Raw genomic sequence first — 14,588 nt, 5'->3', positions numbered from 1 at the left:
AGCGCTGTCCAGGCCTGAAGCGCTAGGTGGCTTCGCTGTCGAAAGGAGCGGCCTCGCCCCACGGCAGCCGCTCAACGACACGGCCTGGGCGAGATGTGTGCTGGGCCGCCTCCCCTGCTGCGGAAACGGCGGCCATGGTTGCGTCAGTGCCGCTGACGGGGGCACCGGCACTGACCGGCTTTGTGACGTCTTCGAGCAGGGCTTCCTTGATGATGCGGCGCGGATCATACTGGCGGGGGTCATATTTCTTCCAGTCGACGTCATCGATGTCGATGCCGACTTCTTCCTTGATCTGTTCCCGCGCACCGGACGCCATCCGCCGCACTTCGCGGACAAGGTTTGCCAGCTTCTGGGTGTATTCGGGCAGCCGTTGGGGGCCGATCACCATGATGCCGATGAGCAGCAGAAGGAGAAACTCCGGGCCGTTGATTCCAAACACTGTAGGAAGATTACCCTCTCCGGAGAGGCGGTGACGATTTGGCCACCATCTGGGCGGCGGGGAGCTGCCTCACGGGACCAACTGCTCGGTCATCTTCTCCAGGTGCCGGGCCATTCTGCGAAGTCCGCGTTCGAGCCGTTCCACGACTGATTCGTTGCCGGAGCCGCCCACCGCCACCTCCGTGCCGGCCGCAACACCCTGGTCCGTCCCTGCCGGGTCTGTGGCATCCTGGTCTGTGGCATCCTGGTCCGCGGCATCCTGGTCCGCGGCACGGCCCGCCGCCGCCAACACTGCGATGGCATCGTCCGCCAAATGCCCGGGAAGATCCGCGACGTAGGTGAAGGTGGTCCCCGCGGTCTGGTAAATGGCGCTCCACGGGGCGGAAGCCCTGAACCAGAGCCTGCCGTCGAAGGCCTCCCCGGCGGCATCAACTGCCACAAATCCGTCGCGGTTGGCGGGGTGTCCCGTCAGGGGGTTGACCGGCACAGCCGGCGGGGCTGAGGGGGACGGCGGGACTGTGTTGCCGTCCGGCTTTGCGGAGCGCTGCTCAAGAATAGTGGCCGTGTGCCGGCCGTCCGAAAGCCGCAGTTCAACGGCGGCCCGGCCCGCGAGAACTTTCGACGTGGCTGACATGATGTGAAATCCCATGGCCTGCAGATCAGGACAGGCCCAGCCGGAGGAGCGCAGGGCGGCCACGCTGGCTTCCACTGATGGTGTCCGGCCAACGCCGCCACCGGTTGATGCCCCGCCAGTGCTGGCGGGCCCTTCCACAGGGACCGCTGCCTGCCCGGAGAGGGAAGCCGCAGCGTACTGACGGGGCTCGCCCGCGAAAATGTATGCCCCTGCGACGACCGCGCCGGCAGCCACCATGGCAACGCCGCCGGCGGCAAGGCCCGCGAGTTTCAGCGGTTCCCGGCGCGGAGACGGCAGGGGCGGTTCCATGGCAAGTTGCTGGGTCCGGAGCAGCAGCCGCGCTGTTAGTTCGTCGCTCGCCGCGGGGACGGAGGCCTCACGAAGCCGCTCAAGGTATTGGCGCTGCCGGCGGAGCGCGGCGGCGCAATCGGCGCAATGGCGGGCATGCTCGGGCGTGCCCGGATGCCGCGTCCCTACCAGGGACAGGGACGCGGACAGTTTCTTGAGGCCCTTCAGCAAGCGATTCGGTCGAGGCATGGCGCCGATCAGAGAACGCCGGCAATGCGGGGCATCTTGAGCCGCGGCTTGCGCGACTCCTGGGGCCGCGGATCGCGGTGGGCAAGCTTTTCACGCAGCATGGTGCGTCCCCGGTGAATACGGGAGCGAACTGTACCGAGTTTCACACCGAGTGCCTCGGCAACCTCGTCATAGGACAGGCCTTCAAGGTCACACAGGACGACGGCGGCGCGGAAGTCCGGAGGAAGCTCCTCCAGCGCCGCCTGGACATCCAGGTCCAGGTTGTTGAGTTCGAAGCTTTGCTCCGGGCCAGGCTCCCGGCCGGGAAGCCGTGATTCGGCGTCCTCCCCCAGCGCGTCGAAGCGGATGCGGCTCTTTCGCCGCGCTTGGTCAAGGAACAGGTTCGTGGTGATGCGGTGCAGCCATCCGTCCAGCGTGCCCGGCTTGAAATTCTCCAGGGAACGGAAGACCCGGACGAACACCTCCTGGGTGAGGTCTTCGGCGTCGTACTTGTTGCCGGTGAGCCGATAGGCAAGCCGGTAGACCTTGGCAGAGTGGTTGGTCACCACATCTTCCCAAGTGGGCCTGACCCAGTCGGCCCCCGACTCTTCAACTGCAGGGACAGGTGCCACAGCTGATCCTGACATCGTCCACTCCCCTCGTGGATGTACTAACGCCTGATGCGGTTTACATCATTGGTTCGGCGCCGATCACCATTTGGATGAGCGGATTATTATCATTTCAAATTTGGCTGGGAATTTCCTGATTATGGGTCCCCCTTTAGCCGTAGGCGCAACGGGTCCACCCGGCCGTCACCTTCCCGCGGCACGCCCCCGGACACAGTACGCTGTATGAAACACCCTCCTGCCGCCCAGAAAGCGAATACCATGAGCGCCGATAAGTCCACGAGCTGGTCCTATGCAGAAGATCTGCCTGCCGAGGATGAGGTCCTGCTGCGCGCCCGGGAACGCTCCTTCGAACTGGGCGTCACGCCCATCGGACGCGGCGTCGGAGCGGTACTGACGGTCTTGGCTGCGGCGTCGAAGGCGCAGACCGCCGTGGAAATCGGCACGGGCGCCGGTGTTTCCGGCGTCTGCCTTCTTCGCGGGCTCGGCCCGCAGGCCGTGCTGACGACCATCGACGTGGATGTTGAGCATCTCAAGGCCGCCCGTGAGGCGTTCCACGAAGCCGGCAGTCCGGCGAACCGCACCCGCACGATTTCCGGCCGGGCGGGAGATGTGCTGCCCAGGCTGACTGACGCAGCCTACGATCTGGTCTTCGTCGATGGGGACAAGCCGAACTTCCCGCGCTACGTGGAGCAGGCCGTGCGCTTGCTCAAGGCAGGCGGCCTCCTGATCGTCAACGACGCCCTGGACAAGGACCGCGTCTCGAACCCGGCCGCCCGTGAGGCAACTACTGTGGTGCTGCGCCAGGTTGGCAAGGCCATCCGCGACGACGATCGGCTCGCCTCGGCCATGCTGCCCACCGGTGACGGGTTGCTGGTAGCGGTTAAGAAGTAAGGCAGGGCACGCGGCCCTCCGGCTGCAGGCCCTGCCTGGCAATCTATTCGGTAACGCCTACGAGGCATTCCTTGAGGTTGGCCGCCTCAGCGGCATTGAGTTCAACCACGAGCCGTCCTCCGCCTTCGAGCGGCACACGCATGATCAGGCTGCGGCCCTCCTTGGTTACTTCCATAGGGCCGTCGCCGGTGCGTGGTTTCATAGCCGCCATGAGGAATATCCCCTCCAGTAGTCCCAGGACTGAGCAGCCCGGCCGGGCTGAGTCCGCATGGTCAAACAAAGCCGCTATGGCGGCCGGTTCGGCAGCCGCCATGACTGAACTTGGAATGCTTTTTGTCCTTGCTTACCCCCTATTATCCTGTAATTACCCGTCTGTAGCTAATCGATGGACTATCGATGCGGGCGAGGGATTCCCCGCATGCCGGCCAAGGACAGACCCTAGTATCAGGGCGGGTAGTCCCCGCCGCCGGGCAGCTCGGCCCAAGCCCAGAGCCAGACCACCCAGACGATCTGCAGCAGGATGAACATGGTGAGGACAGCTCCGCGGTATGCCCGCGACCGCGAGACCAGAGCCGCGCCCAGCGCCAGCGGAAACAGCGGCAGCAGCATCCGGAAAGTGCTCGTCTGCGGGTGCAGGAACACCAGCAGGTACCCCATGTAGCAGGCACACCACAGCCTAAGCTCAGGACCCAGCTGCAGCACCGGCCGCGACAGCAGGAGCAGCGCAAACACAGCAACAAATATGAAGGGCGCCACCAGCCCCAGCACCGGGCCGAACAGGAGTACGCCGGTGTCGAACCAGGGTTTGAACGGCACGAGGTCGTGCCCGCGCCACACAGTTTCGGTCTTGGTGTAGGCCTCGATATCGCCCGTCGTCGCCCAGGCGATGGCTGGCCACAGGAGTGCTGCTGCCCCGCTGGCCGCGATCAGGACGGCCAGCGACCACAGGTCCCGGGGGCCATGGGGTGGCTGTGCAGGTTCAGGCTGCGGGGCAGCCTGGTGCCTCGCGCGCAGCCATGCCTCGCCGGCGCGGTACAGGAACAGGATCCCCACGGTGACCGCGAACGGCACCCCCGTCGGCCGGGACAGGCACATCGCCACGACTACCGGGATGGCCCACAGATATTGCCGCCGCACCACAAGCAGCAGGGCAGACGCCAGCAGCAGGATGTTCAGGGATTCCGCGTACGGAACCTGCAGCACCGGTGAAACCGGAAACGTGGCAAAGAACGCCACGCCCCACAAGGCGGGCCCATGGGCTGCCCGGTGACGGAACAGGGCATAGACCACAAGGGACGCGGCAAGGCCCGCGAGCATGGCAATGACAATGAGGGAGGCGGCAGGGCTGATGCCCGTTGCAGCCGATAGCGTCCGCCCAAGGACCGGGAAGAGCGGATAAAACGCCCAGGCGTTTTCCTTAACGTTCCCGGCCTCGTCCACCGGCAGCATAGACGGGTAGCCATTCGCCATGGCTTCGCCGTACCAGCGGGCATCCCAGATGTTGATGAAATTCCAGTAATCGGGCTTTGCCGGGAACCACGGGTTGATCCCCTGGTGAAGCGCCGCGGACATGAAGATGCAGGCACTGACCAGCCTCGCTGCCACATAGATCGCCGCCACCTGGATCCACCACGGCCAGCGGGACGCCCCGGCCTCCAGACGTGCCAAGGCCAGGCTGAACGCTCTGGCTACTGCCGCTGACGGGGTGGTTTTGCCCGCCACATGCTCATGCCGGGCAGGGGCTGGACCGGAGTCCGGGCCACCCGAGGCGGCGGACTGCGGACCGGGGCCGGAGGCAGAACTCGTCAAGACCGTTCCTCGGCCACTCGCCGGTTCTCAGCCACACCATCGTCCCCGGTCTCCCGCCGCTCCTCCGTCACCGGCTGGTCTTCTGTCCGGGGCTGATCTTCCGGCACGGGCTGGTCCTCCGTCCCGGGCTGGTCTCCGGACGTGTCACGAGCCTCCGGCGCGGTACGCGGGCCTCGGCTCCGGAGCTGGGAACGCAGCCGCTCTATCTCAGAGTCCTTGGCGGCAAGCTGATCCCGGAGTTCATCGAGGACCTGGTCCACCTGGTCCATCCGGTAGCCCCGCAGCCCAAGGGCGAACCGCACGTGGTCAACGTCCGCAGGCTTTGGATCGGCCGGCAGCAGGACCGGCGGCAGTGAAGCTACAGGCTCGTCGAAGCCGTCGTCGATCAGTTGGCCGCCGGGGCGGCCCTTCCGAAAAATGCCTGCCCCGAGGTCAGTCCCGATGACAGCAGTGACGCCGATCAGGACGATCGCAAGGAAGACAAGGAATAAACTCACATCACCCATCGTGCCAGACTGCGCTGCCGCCGCTACTCAGGCCGCTGTTCCCCGTTGGCCGAGGTCGGGCGGAGGTGGCCGTGGAGGACCAGGCTGACAGCCTCTTCGGGGCTGTCCACGACCTGGACCAGGTCCAGGTCCTTCTCGGAAACCATGCCTTCGGCGACCAGGGTCCCCTTGATCCATTCGATCATCGGGCCCCAGAACGATGTGCTCAGGAGGACGATGGGGAACGAGGTCACCTTCTGCGTCTGGACCAGGACCATGGCCTCGAAAAGCTCGTCAAGAGTGCCGAGTCCACCGGGCAGCACGATGAAGCCCTGCGCATATTTGACGAACATGGTCTTCCGAGCGAAGAAGTACCGGAAGTTGATGCCCAAGTCCACCCACTGGTTCAGGCCCTGCTCGAAGGGCAGTTCGATTCCGAGGCCGACGGACACGCCGTTGCCTTCCACGGCTCCCCTGTTGGCGGCCTCCATTGACCCCGGCCCGCCGCCGGTGATCACAGCAACGCCGGCTTCCGCCAGTTTGCGTCCCACTTCAACGCCCATTTCGTAAAACGCGCTGCCCGGCTTGGTGCGTGCGGAACCGAAAACACTGACTGCCTGGCCGAGGTCAGACAGGGCGCCGAAGCCTTCAACAAATTCGCTCTGGATCCGCATCACGCGCCATGGATCAGTGTGAATGAAGTGCCCCGGCCCCTTCGTGTCAAGCAGCCGCTGGTCCGACATCTCCACCGCAGCCTGCTTGCGGCGCAGCTCGAGAGGCCCTTTACGGCGCGGCTGAACGGATTTAGACGGATCTGCGTTGATGCTCATCCCCCAAGGCTAACCTCTGAGCTGCAGGTATCTCTTGAATTACGATCAGCAGGAAGTTGGAGTGATTGCGGTCATATGTGACCAATGTTCGCTAGATTCTTCTTATGACTACTCAAGTGCCCGACAATGCGCTCGTCTCCCTGAATGCCGTGAACAAGCATTACGGCCAGCTGCATGTTCTGAAGGACATCAATCTCCAGGTCCGCAAGGGCGAGGTCGTTGTGGTCATCGGGCCCTCGGGCTCGGGCAAGTCCACGCTGTGCCGAGCCATCAACCGCCTTGAAACCATTGACGACGGCGATATTTCGATTGACGGAAAGCTGCTGCCCGAGGAAGGCAAGGAGCTCGCGCACCTCCGCGCCGACGTCGGAATGGTGTTCCAGTCCTTTAACCTTTTCGCCCACAAAACCATCCTCGAAAACGTGACCCTTGGCCCCATCAAGGTAAAGGGCATGTCCAAAGCTGACGCGGACAAGGAAGCTATGGCCCTGCTCGAGCGGGTCGGCGTGGGCCACCAGGCCCCGAAGCTTCCCGCGCAGCTCTCCGGCGGACAGCAGCAGCGTGTGGCCATCGCGCGTGCCCTTGCCATGAAGCCGAAGGTCATGCTCTTCGACGAGCCCACCTCGGCGCTCGACCCGGAAATGATCAACGAGGTGCTGGATGTCATGATCCAGCTGGCCAAGGAAGGCATGACCATGATCGTGGTGACCCACGAGATGGGGTTCGCCCGGAAGGCCGCAGACCGTGTGGTTTTCATGGCGGACGGCCAGATCGTGGAGGATGCCACGCCCGAAGACTTCTTCACCAATCCCCAAAGCAGCCGCGCCAAGGATTTCCTGTCCAAGCTCCTCACTCACTGACCCCCTGGGTTCGTACTGGCCGTCCCGGCGGCCGCCCAATGAAAGGAATGTCATGAAGGCATTTTTGACCCGAAGGAAGTCCCTTCTGGTAGCAGCATCCGCAGCCCTCGCACTGTCACTGAGCGCATGTGGCGGCGGCGGCGGCGGTGCCGGCACCAACCCCTCGCCCGTCGAGAAGCCCAGCTTTGCCGCAGGCTCCACCATGGAAAAGCTCTCCTCCGCCGGCAAGGTGACCATCGGGACCAAGTTTGACCAGCCGCTGTTCGGCCAGAAGGGGCTGGACGGCAAGCCCGTTGGCTTTGACGTGGAGGTCGGCAAGCTCCTGGCAGCCAAGCTCGGAATCCCCGCCGACAAGATCGAATGGGTTGAAACCGTCTCCGCCAACCGGGAGCAGTTCATCAAGCAAGGCAGGGTGGACATGATCATCGCCACCTACACGATCAACGACAAGCGCAAAACCGAAGTGGACTTCGCCGGCCCGTACTACGAGGCAGGCCAGGCTCTCATGGTGAACAAGGACGACACATCCATCACCAAGCCCGAAGACGTCAAGGGCAAGAAAGTCTGCTCCGTCACCGGTTCCACTCCCGCCGCCACCATCGTGGAAAAGTACGGCGCTGTCCTCGTTCCGGCAGCCACCTACTCGGCTTGCCTTGAGCCGCTGCGCAACAAGCAGGTCGAAGCCATCACCACGGACAACGTCATCCTCGCCGGCTTCGTGAACAAGGAGCCTGACGCTTTCAAGCTCGCCTCCGATGAGACGTTCACCAAGGAGCCTTACGGCATCGGCCTGAAGAAGGGCGACACCGTGTTCCGCAACTGGATCAATGACCAGCTGGAGGAATTCGCCAAGGACGGATCGTACAAGAAGGCCTGGGAGGATACCGCCGGCGCAGTCATCAAGACGGCACCGGAGCTTCCGACCATCGACCGCTACTAGAACAGGTGTGGCGGTCACCGGATGCCGGGCATCCCCCGGCCCCGGTGACCGCCGCTTCCATTTACCGCACATTTCCCACAAACGCAGCTGAAGGACCCTATGGACGTCATCATTGAAAGCCTCCCGCAGTACTGGGACGGCTTTCTCAGAACCCTGTTCCTGGCCGTCGTTTCCGGCATCATTGCCCTCGTCGCGGGCACGCTCCTGGCTGCTGCCCGGGTGTCCCCGGTGGCGGCACTCCGCGGATTCAGCATGGCCTACGTGGAGGTGGTGCGAAACACCCCGCTGACCATCGCCTTCTTCTTCGCCGCCATCGTCCTGCCCCGGCTAGGCGTCACGTTCGAGCAGTTCGAAGTTGCCGCCATCATCGCACTCAGCGCTTACACGGCCGCCTTTATCGCCGAAGCCGTCCGCTCGGGCGTCAACAGCGTCCCCGTAGGCCAGGCCGAGGCGGCGCGCAGCATCGGCATGACGTTCGGCCAGGTGCTGTCCCTGATCATCCTGCCCCAGGCCCTGCGCACGGTGATTCCGCCGCTGATCAACATCCTGATCGCGCTTGTCAAGAACTCCTCCGTGGCCGGCGCCTTCTTCGTCCTGGAGCTGTTCGGCTATGGCAAGCAGCTGGCCAATGACCATGGCGATGCCGTTATGTGGGTCCTCGTGGGCGTTGCCTTCTTCTATCTCCTGATCACCGTGCCGCTGGGCTACATCGCTCACCAGGTCGAACGAAAGGTGGCGATCGCTCGATGACTTCCGTTCTCTACGACGTCCCGGGGCCTAAAGCCCGCAGAATCTCGCTGATCGGCTCGGTCATCGGCGTCCTTGTCATCGGCGCCCTTCTCGCGCTTGCCCTTGTCACACTCGCCCAGCAGGGAATCTTCGAGGCGCGGAGATGGGCCATCTTCGGGCAGGCGGATGTCTGGTCCCTGATCTTTGACGGCATTGGCGCCACGCTGGGGGCTGCCGCCATCGCAGCGGTGATCGCCTTCCCGCTGGGCCTCCTGCTTTGCCTCATGCGTATCTCGGAGGTTGCCTGGATCCGGGTTCCCACCCGAATCGTGCTGGAATTCTTCCGCGGCATGCCCGTGGTCCTGATGATGCTGTTTGTCCTGCTGGTGTTCGCCACGAGTCCGTTCATCGCCGTCGTGGCCGGCCTGGTCCTTTACAACGCGGCGATCTTCGCCGAGATCATCCGCGCCGGCATCCAGTCCCTCCCGAAGGGACAGCGCGAGGCCGGCCTGGCGATCGGCCTGACCAGCTTCCAGTCACGGCTCAGCGTCGAACTGCCGCAGGCCATCCGCCGGATGCTTCCGTCCCTGGTGGCCCAGCTTGTGGTCCTCCTGAAGGACACGTCGCTGGGGTACATCGTCGCGTACGGCGAGCTCCTGCGTGCGGTGCAGGTCATGGCGGACTTCCTGGGGCCGCAGTTCCTGTTCCCCGTGTTCTTTGTGGCTGCGGCGATCTACATTGCCATCAACCTGGCTGTCTCGCGCCTCGCCATTTGGATTGAGCGCCACGGCTCCAAGAAGGCGGCCGGCGGCGTGGCGAAGGCTCCCACAGCCGGAGTATCCACGGTCATCAAATAGTCTCGGGGCTCTAAACGCAGAAGGTCCGCAACCTGATGGTTGCGGACCTTCTGTGTTAAAGTGCTCCGGGCGTCAGGACAGCCATTTCTGCAGGGCACGGAGGCAGGCCCGGATGGCCTCGGCCTCCACATGTTCATTGTCCTTATGCGCCAGCAGGGCATCGCCCGGGCCGAAGTTCACGGCCGGGACGCCCAGCTCGCTGAAACGCGCGACGTCGGTCCAACCGTATTTGGGTTTTGGCTCGGCTCCCACGGCGGCGACGAAGGACGCCGCGGCCGGGTGGTTGAGGCCGGGCCGTGCCCCTGCTGCAGCGTCAGTGCGGACCACGTCGAACCCGCTCAGCAGTCCGCGCACGTGGGCCTCCGCCTGGTCGGGCGTCTTGTCCGGGGCAAAGCGGTAGTTGATCTCAACGACGCAGCGGTCCGGAATGACGTTGCCTGCAGTGCCTCCGTGGATCTTCACGGCGTTGAGGCTTTCGCGGTAGTCCAGGCCGTCCACCTTGACGGTCTGCGGCTGGTATGCCGCGAGGCGTTCAAGGATGGGTGCCGCGGCGTGGATAGCGTTGCTTCCCATCCAGGCGCGGGCGGAGTGCGCGGCTTCCCCCAGGGTTGTGGCCTGGAGCCGCATGGTGCCGTTGCAGCCTCCCTCCACGGTGCCGTGCGTCGGTTCCAGGAGGATGGCAAAGTCGCCTTCCAGAAGCGGAGCGTGGTTCCGCACCAGCCTGCCCAGGCCACTTTTGACGGCTTCCACTTCCTCGTGGTCGTAAAAGACGAAGGTGACGTCCTTGGACGGCTCCGCACCGCGATCGAACAGTGACGCGGCCAGCGCAAGCTGCACCCCTACGCCGCCCTTCATGTCGGTGGCGCCGCGGCCGTACAGGACGCCGGCGCCAGCAACCCCTGAAACCCAGGTTGACGGGACCGTGCCCAGCGCGCCGTCCGTCACCGGCAGCGGCACCGTGTCGAGGTGCCCTGCGAGGATGACCCGTTCCGCGCGGCCGAGGGACGTGCGGGCAATGATGGAGTCCCCGTCGCGGACCAGGTCAAGGCCGGGCAGCCGCCGGAGGGCAAGCTCGACGGCATCAGCCAGCACGGCTTCGTTGCCCGACACGCTGTTGATGTCGATCAGAGCGGCCGTCAGCAGGGCCACATCCTGGCGCAGGTCGAGGGTTACGGGGGCGGTTTCGGCAATCACCATCCAACTCTATCCCGCGACACTTCCCGCGTGGGTAGCAGCATCGGCCCGTCAGCCGCGTCATCACAGCGTCAAATGCGACTGATTGGGGCAGCGTCGTTTCGGCGCCTGAACGTCGGCTCGATAGACTGGGGCCATGACTGAAACCGCTTCTTCCGCCGTGCCCGCTGCCCAGACGCTGTCCGACGAATCCCGTTCGGCCTATGGATTTGGAGTGGCCACCGTTGCCACCCGCAGCGGTGACGCCACGGTGCTGGACGTCTGGTTCCCGGCCCCCGCCCTCGGTGTGGCCGCCGAAAGCCTCCGCACCATCGAGAACGCTGACGAAACCCTCGCTGACATCGCCGCCGGCGGCGCAGACGCCGACCGTGGCACTGAGCAGAAGGTGGTGTTCGTCCAGATCAACCTGGACGAGGCACCGGCAGACACGGCCGACGCTTACCTGCGGCTCCACCTGCTGTCGCACCGCCTCGTGCAGCCCAACACCATCAACCTGGACGGCGTGTTCGGGAAGCTGCCCAATGTGGTGTGGACCAACTTCGGACCGTGCGCCGTGGACGGCTTTGAAGTGACGCGCGCCAAGCTGCGCAAGCGCGGTGCGGTGACCGTCTTCGGCGTGGACAAGTTCCCGCGCATGGTGGACTACGTTGTCCCGGCGGGCGTCCGCATTGCCGACGCCGACCGCGTCCGCTTGGGTGCCCACCTCGCCGAGGGCACCACGGTCATGCACGAAGGCTTCGTTAACTTCAATGCCGGAACGCTGGGCACCTCCATGGTGGAAGGCCGCATCTCCGCCGGTGTTGTGGCCGGTGACGGCACGGACGTGGGCGGCGGCGCCTCGATCATGGGCACGCTCTCCGGCGGCGGCAAGGAAAAGATTGCCCTCGGCCAGCGGGTCCTGCTGGGAGCGAACTCCGGTGTCGGCATCAGCATTGGCGACGACTCTGTCGTGGAGGCCGGACTTTACGTCACTGCCGGAACACGGGTGCGGGTCATCGGCCCGAAGGATGCCGACGGCGAGGACACCAGCAAGATCGTCAAAGCCGTGGAACTCTCGGGTGTTCCGAACCTGTTGTTCCGGCGAAACTCCACCACCGGTGAGGTGGAAGTTCTCCCCCGCAAGGGCCAGACGGTGGAGCTGAACGACGCCCTGCATGCCAACTGACCATCCAGGTACCGCCGGCACACCTGCCGGCTGGCCCCGGGCCTCAGGAGAGTAACTTCGTGACACACCGACGCAAGATGCGCCGGGCGATCGTTGTGGCGCTCTCTCTTGCCCTCGTCGGCGGCGGTGTCTACACCGCCGCCGTCCTGGTTCAACGATCAGAGCAGTTGGTCACTGAAGGCTGCACCGCCACCGTCGGAACACAGCGGGCTGAACTCGCCACCGACCAGACGGCAAATGCCGCTCTGATCACTGCTGTTTCAGTGCGGCGGGGACTGCCGCCCCGCGCGGCGAGCATCGCCTTGGCCACGGCCATGCAGGAGTCGAAGCTGCGGAACCTTGACCATGGCGACCTGGCAGGTCCTGATTCCCGGGGGCTGTTCCAGCAGCGCCCCTCGCAGGGCTGGGGCACCATGGAACAGATCATGGATCCGCAGTACGCCACCAATGCCTTCTACGACGCACTAGTGGAAGTGCCTGGGTACGCAGACATGGACGTCACCGAAGCAGCCCAACAGGTGCAGCGCTCGGCATTCCCGCGCGCCTATGCCCAGCACGAGACCATGGGCCGCTCCTTTGCTTCGGCGCTGAGCGGCCAGACCCACGCCGCCCTTGACTGCACGCTGCGCTCAGCCGCGCGGGCAGGCGACCCTGCAGCCCTGCTCGAGGAGCTGGAGGCCCTCTACGGAAGCATCCGCTCCTCGGCGGCGGGCCCGACTCTGGAACTTGAGGCCTCGGGTGACCTGGCATGGTCGCTGGCCCATTGGGCGGTGGCAAACGCCAAGGAATACGGTGTGACGCAGGTGGACGTGGACGGCAAGAGCTGGAACCGCCAGGCCCGGAACGGGTGGCGGGATTCCCGGACTCCGGACGGCGTGGTCACACTCACGTTTGCCGAAGCGCCGGCCGGATAGCGTATCGGTCAGACAAGCATTTCCACGACCGGCTGAACGTAGCTCCTGAACACTTCCGGCTGCTTCAGCAGGTCATGGCTCATGATGATCTTGTCGGGTTCGAGGAACCACGCACGCTGCTCGTCGAGGGGCAGTTCGATGATAGTCAGGTCAAAGTCCCGTGAATCCCGGCCTACTTCCAGGAGCCGGTCCTCGACTATGTCCTCCAGGAGATGCGCCGATCCGCCAGCCACGCGCTCGGCCTCCAGCTCCGCATACTCCTTGCGGCGTTCCCGGGCCCAGGTCAGGGCCGCGCCGAAATGGGCCTGCAGGACACGGCGCAGCGCCGGGGAATTGGCGAAGGACCTGAAACCGGGCGGCGACAAGTCCGGGGACATTTGCGGATGCGCCTTCAGCAGCTGCTCCCACCAGGCTTCCCATTCCGTTTTGAGGGCGCTGAACCCGCCCACCTCCGCGGTCAGATGGACATGGTCCACATGCCTGACTTTCGGCGCCGCATGGGAAAGAGCAGGAAAACCCGCACCGTCCAGTCCGGCAACGTCACGTATGTAAAGAGCGATGAGCATGGGCCCCGAGGTGTCCATGGTGATCCGCCAGCCCGGACCGCCTGTATCCTGCATCCGTATGCCTCCCTTGGCATCTTGAAATCCGCCCGCCTTGATGCGGCAACCCGTTCTCCGGCTCCAGTCTATTCCCCCAGCCCGGGGAGGTTAATGGCTGGAGGCCGTAACCCTTCCGAACCCCGCCAGATGGGACTCAAGCACGTCCTGGCACATCTCCAGGGTCATCCATTCCGGCTGCAGGAGCGCGTGCATCGTCAGGCCATCCAGCGTGGCCAGGAGTCTCTCCGCCTCGGTAACCAGCTGGTCCCGGTCACCGACGTCCCCTTGCAGGAGGCGCGTGATCAACTGCCCGACGACGGCAGCCACCGCCCGATGGCTCCGGTCAGCCTCACCAGCCAGGAAGGGCCGGATCCGGGCGGCATTCTTAAAGGCCAGCCATGCGCAGGCGTCCAGCGCTCGTTCTTCATCCAGGGGCAGGAATTCGCCCAGCAGGGTTAACACCGCGGCGTCATGCACGCGGCTGCCCGCTGCTGCCGTGGAAACGTTGGCATAGGCGCCGCGTAGGCGTGCCAGAATGCGGTCCACCACGGCCGCGAAGGAGAAGGTCAGCATCTCTTCGCTGTTCTCGAAGTAGTGCCGGACCGACCCCACGGCAAGGCCCGCCTCGTCGGCAACCTCCCGGAGGGATGCCCGCTCCAGGCCATCGGTGGCGATGATCCGGCAGACAGCATCAACAATTTCCTGGCGCCGGGCGGCGGCATCCACAATCTTCGGCACGTGTCGTTTTTAGCATGGTTGTGTTGGAGGACCCGGCAGCCCCGCCGCGACGTGACAGCACTCACACACCGGACCCGGAGAGCGGGTTGCCGGCCAGCTGGGATAGCGTTGAGGAATGAAAATTCTGGTCACTGGCGGTACCGGCTACATCGGCTCGCACACAGTTCTGTCCCTGCAGGAAGCCGGCCACGAGGTGGTGGTCATCGACAACCTGGTGAACTCCAGCGAGGAGTCGCTGCGCCGGGTCGCCGAACTCACGGGCAAGGAAGCCGCGTTCCACCCCGTGGACCTCCTGGACGAGGCCGCCGTCGACCGGATCTTTTCCCGGCACACCATCGACGCCGTCATCCACTTCGC

At 64.8% G+C, this 14,588-nt stretch carries 18 protein-coding genes; 8 read left to right on the top strand and 10 right to left on the bottom strand.

Going from position 1 to position 14,588, the window contains the following annotated elements; genetic code table 11:
- Positions 1–22: 22 nt before the first annotated feature.
- The 3 genes from J7E80_RS17010 to sigE all read right to left on the bottom strand — a co-directional run bounded on the left by J7E80_RS17010 (position 23) and on the right by sigE (position 2,235).
- Positions 23–439: a Sec-independent protein translocase TatB gene (locus tag J7E80_RS17010; RefSeq protein WP_215053418.1), complete on the bottom strand. Its 417-nt coding sequence runs from the start codon at positions 437–439 to the stop codon at positions 23–25.
- Positions 440–508: 69 nt separating this feature from the next.
- A complete protein-coding gene (locus J7E80_RS17005) occupies positions 509–1,609 on the bottom strand; it encodes a hypothetical protein (RefSeq protein ID WP_215053417.1) in 1,101 nt (366 codons plus the stop codon).
- Between the two features lie 8 nt (positions 1,610–1,617).
- Positions 1,618–2,235 carry an RNA polymerase sigma factor SigE gene (sigE, locus tag J7E80_RS17000; protein WP_215053416.1) on the bottom strand — a complete coding sequence of 206 codons (618 nt, stop codon included), beginning with the start codon at positions 2,233–2,235 and terminating at the stop codon, positions 1,618–1,620.
- Between the two features lie 240 nt (positions 2,236–2,475).
- Between sigE and J7E80_RS16995 the strand changes: the two genes are divergently transcribed.
- Complete coding sequence (locus J7E80_RS16995) at positions 2,476–3,108, top strand: O-methyltransferase (RefSeq protein WP_215053646.1); 633 nt, start codon at positions 2,476–2,478, stop codon at positions 3,106–3,108.
- A 43-nt stretch (positions 3,109–3,151) separates the two neighbouring features.
- Here the strand turns inward: J7E80_RS16995 and J7E80_RS16990 are convergent, their stop codons facing one another.
- The 4 genes from J7E80_RS16990 to J7E80_RS16975 all read right to left on the bottom strand — a co-directional run bounded on the left by J7E80_RS16990 (position 3,152) and on the right by J7E80_RS16975 (position 6,232).
- Positions 3,152–3,319, bottom strand: coding sequence for a DUF3117 domain-containing protein (locus J7E80_RS16990; protein WP_009357720.1), 168 nt, complete (start codon positions 3,317–3,319; stop codon positions 3,152–3,154).
- A gap of 233 nt (positions 3,320–3,552) precedes the next feature.
- Positions 3,553–4,782, bottom strand: a complete 1,230-nt coding sequence (locus tag J7E80_RS16985) for a hypothetical protein (RefSeq protein ID WP_251037026.1) — start codon at positions 4,780–4,782, stop codon at positions 3,553–3,555.
- A 131-nt stretch (positions 4,783–4,913) separates the two neighbouring features.
- A complete protein-coding gene (locus tag J7E80_RS16980; protein WP_311380866.1) occupies positions 4,914–5,414 on the bottom strand; it encodes a DivIVA domain-containing protein in 501 nt (166 codons plus the stop codon).
- Positions 5,415–5,446: 32 nt separating this feature from the next.
- Positions 5,447–6,232 carry a TIGR00730 family Rossman fold protein gene (locus J7E80_RS16975; RefSeq protein WP_215053414.1) on the bottom strand — a complete coding sequence of 262 codons (786 nt, stop codon included), beginning with the start codon at positions 6,230–6,232 and terminating at the stop codon, positions 5,447–5,449.
- Positions 6,233–6,336: 104 nt separating this feature from the next.
- Here J7E80_RS16975 and J7E80_RS16970 point away from each other — a divergent pair, with 104 nt between their 5' ends.
- The 4 genes from J7E80_RS16970 to J7E80_RS16955 all read left to right on the top strand — a co-directional run bounded on the left by J7E80_RS16970 (position 6,337) and on the right by J7E80_RS16955 (position 9,618).
- Positions 6,337–7,092: an amino acid ABC transporter ATP-binding protein gene (locus J7E80_RS16970; RefSeq protein WP_215053413.1), complete on the top strand. Its 756-nt coding sequence runs from the start codon at positions 6,337–6,339 to the stop codon at positions 7,090–7,092.
- A 52-nt stretch (positions 7,093–7,144) separates the two neighbouring features.
- Positions 7,145–8,032 carry a glutamate ABC transporter substrate-binding protein gene (locus J7E80_RS16965; RefSeq protein WP_215053412.1) on the top strand — a complete coding sequence of 296 codons (888 nt, stop codon included), beginning with the start codon at positions 7,145–7,147 and terminating at the stop codon, positions 8,030–8,032.
- A gap of 99 nt (positions 8,033–8,131) precedes the next feature.
- Positions 8,132–8,782 carry an amino acid ABC transporter permease gene (locus J7E80_RS16960; protein WP_215053411.1) on the top strand — a complete coding sequence of 217 codons (651 nt, stop codon included), beginning with the start codon at positions 8,132–8,134 and terminating at the stop codon, positions 8,780–8,782.
- Positions 8,779–9,618, top strand: coding sequence for an amino acid ABC transporter permease (locus J7E80_RS16955; RefSeq protein ID WP_215053410.1), 840 nt, complete (start codon positions 8,779–8,781; stop codon positions 9,616–9,618). Before J7E80_RS16960 ends, J7E80_RS16955 begins: the two co-directional genes overlap by 4 nt.
- Before the next feature lie 72 nt (positions 9,619–9,690).
- Here J7E80_RS16955 and dapE read toward each other — a convergent pair whose 3' ends face one another.
- Positions 9,691–10,815 carry a succinyl-diaminopimelate desuccinylase gene (dapE, locus tag J7E80_RS16950; protein ID WP_215053409.1) on the bottom strand — a complete coding sequence of 375 codons (1,125 nt, stop codon included), beginning with the start codon at positions 10,813–10,815 and terminating at the stop codon, positions 9,691–9,693.
- A gap of 133 nt (positions 10,816–10,948) precedes the next feature.
- On the opposite strand from dapE, the gene dapD reads away from it, so the two are divergent.
- Both dapD and J7E80_RS16940 read left to right on the top strand, forming a co-directional pair.
- The gene (gene dapD, locus J7E80_RS16945; RefSeq protein ID WP_215053408.1) at positions 10,949–11,977 is read left to right on the top strand and encodes a 2,3,4,5-tetrahydropyridine-2,6-dicarboxylate N-succinyltransferase; all 1,029 of its coding nucleotides are present in this window, start codon (positions 10,949–10,951) and stop codon (positions 11,975–11,977) included.
- A gap of 59 nt (positions 11,978–12,036) precedes the next feature.
- On the top strand, positions 12,037–12,891 hold the full coding sequence (locus J7E80_RS16940) for a hypothetical protein (protein ID WP_311380865.1): 855 nt from the start codon (positions 12,037–12,039) through the stop codon (positions 12,889–12,891).
- 8 nt (positions 12,892–12,899) lie between these two features.
- On the opposite strand, the gene J7E80_RS16935 is transcribed toward J7E80_RS16940, so the two are convergent.
- Together J7E80_RS16935 and J7E80_RS16930 are read right to left on the bottom strand one after the other, a co-directional pair.
- Positions 12,900–13,511: a hypothetical protein gene (locus J7E80_RS16935; protein WP_215053407.1), complete on the bottom strand. Its 612-nt coding sequence runs from the start codon at positions 13,509–13,511 to the stop codon at positions 12,900–12,902.
- 90 nt (positions 13,512–13,601) lie between these two features.
- Entirely contained in the window at positions 13,602–14,231 is a 630-nt protein-coding gene (locus tag J7E80_RS16930) for a TetR/AcrR family transcriptional regulator (RefSeq protein ID WP_215053406.1), read from the bottom strand.
- Positions 14,232–14,346: 115 nt separating this feature from the next.
- Between J7E80_RS16930 and J7E80_RS16925 the strand changes: the two genes are divergently transcribed.
- The coding region (locus J7E80_RS16925; protein ID WP_215053405.1) for an SDR family NAD(P)-dependent oxidoreductase at positions 14,347–14,588 on the top strand (242 nt) is incomplete at its 3' end.

It is taken from the genome of Arthrobacter sp. ISL-28, assembly GCF_018613875.1.
GTDB lineage: Bacteria > Actinomycetota > Actinomycetes > Actinomycetales > Micrococcaceae > Arthrobacter.
The sequence above is the reverse complement of the archived record's forward strand: the minus strand, read 5'-3'. Positions and strand labels throughout refer to the sequence as shown.

What these genes read in the sequence shown, in the direction of transcription:
- J7E80_RS16990 (WP_009357720.1), bottom strand. Translation starts at nt 3,319, where the DNA reads ATGGCGGCTATGAAACCACGCACCGGCGACGGCCCTATGGAAGTAACC.
- J7E80_RS16960 (WP_215053411.1), top strand. Translation starts at nt 8,132, where the DNA reads ATGGACGTCATCATTGAAAGCCTCCCGCAGTACTGGGACGGCTTTCTC.
- J7E80_RS16955 (WP_215053410.1), top strand. Translation starts at nt 8,779, where the DNA reads ATGACTTCCGTTCTCTACGACGTCCCGGGGCCTAAAGCCCGCAGAATC.
- J7E80_RS16935 (WP_215053407.1), bottom strand. Translation starts at nt 13,511, where the DNA reads ATGCAGGATACAGGCGGTCCGGGCTGGCGGATCACCATGGACACCTCG.
- sigE (WP_215053416.1), bottom strand. Translation starts at nt 2,235, where the DNA reads ATGTCAGGATCAGCTGTGGCACCTGTCCCTGCAGTTGAAGAGTCGGGG.
- J7E80_RS17005 (WP_215053417.1), bottom strand. Translation starts at nt 1,609, where the DNA reads ATGCCTCGACCGAATCGCTTGCTGAAGGGCCTCAAGAAACTGTCCGCG.
- J7E80_RS16970 (WP_215053413.1), top strand. Translation starts at nt 6,337, where the DNA reads ATGACTACTCAAGTGCCCGACAATGCGCTCGTCTCCCTGAATGCCGTG.
- J7E80_RS16995 (WP_215053646.1), top strand. Translation starts at nt 2,476, where the DNA reads ATGAGCGCCGATAAGTCCACGAGCTGGTCCTATGCAGAAGATCTGCCT.
- dapE (WP_215053409.1), bottom strand. Translation starts at nt 10,815, where the DNA reads ATGGTGATTGCCGAAACCGCCCCCGTAACCCTCGACCTGCGCCAGGAT.
- J7E80_RS16975 (WP_215053414.1), bottom strand. Translation starts at nt 6,232, where the DNA reads ATGAGCATCAACGCAGATCCGTCTAAATCCGTTCAGCCGCGCCGTAAA.
- J7E80_RS16965 (WP_215053412.1), top strand. Translation starts at nt 7,145, where the DNA reads ATGAAGGCATTTTTGACCCGAAGGAAGTCCCTTCTGGTAGCAGCATCC.
- dapD (WP_215053408.1), top strand. Translation starts at nt 10,949, where the DNA reads ATGACTGAAACCGCTTCTTCCGCCGTGCCCGCTGCCCAGACGCTGTCC.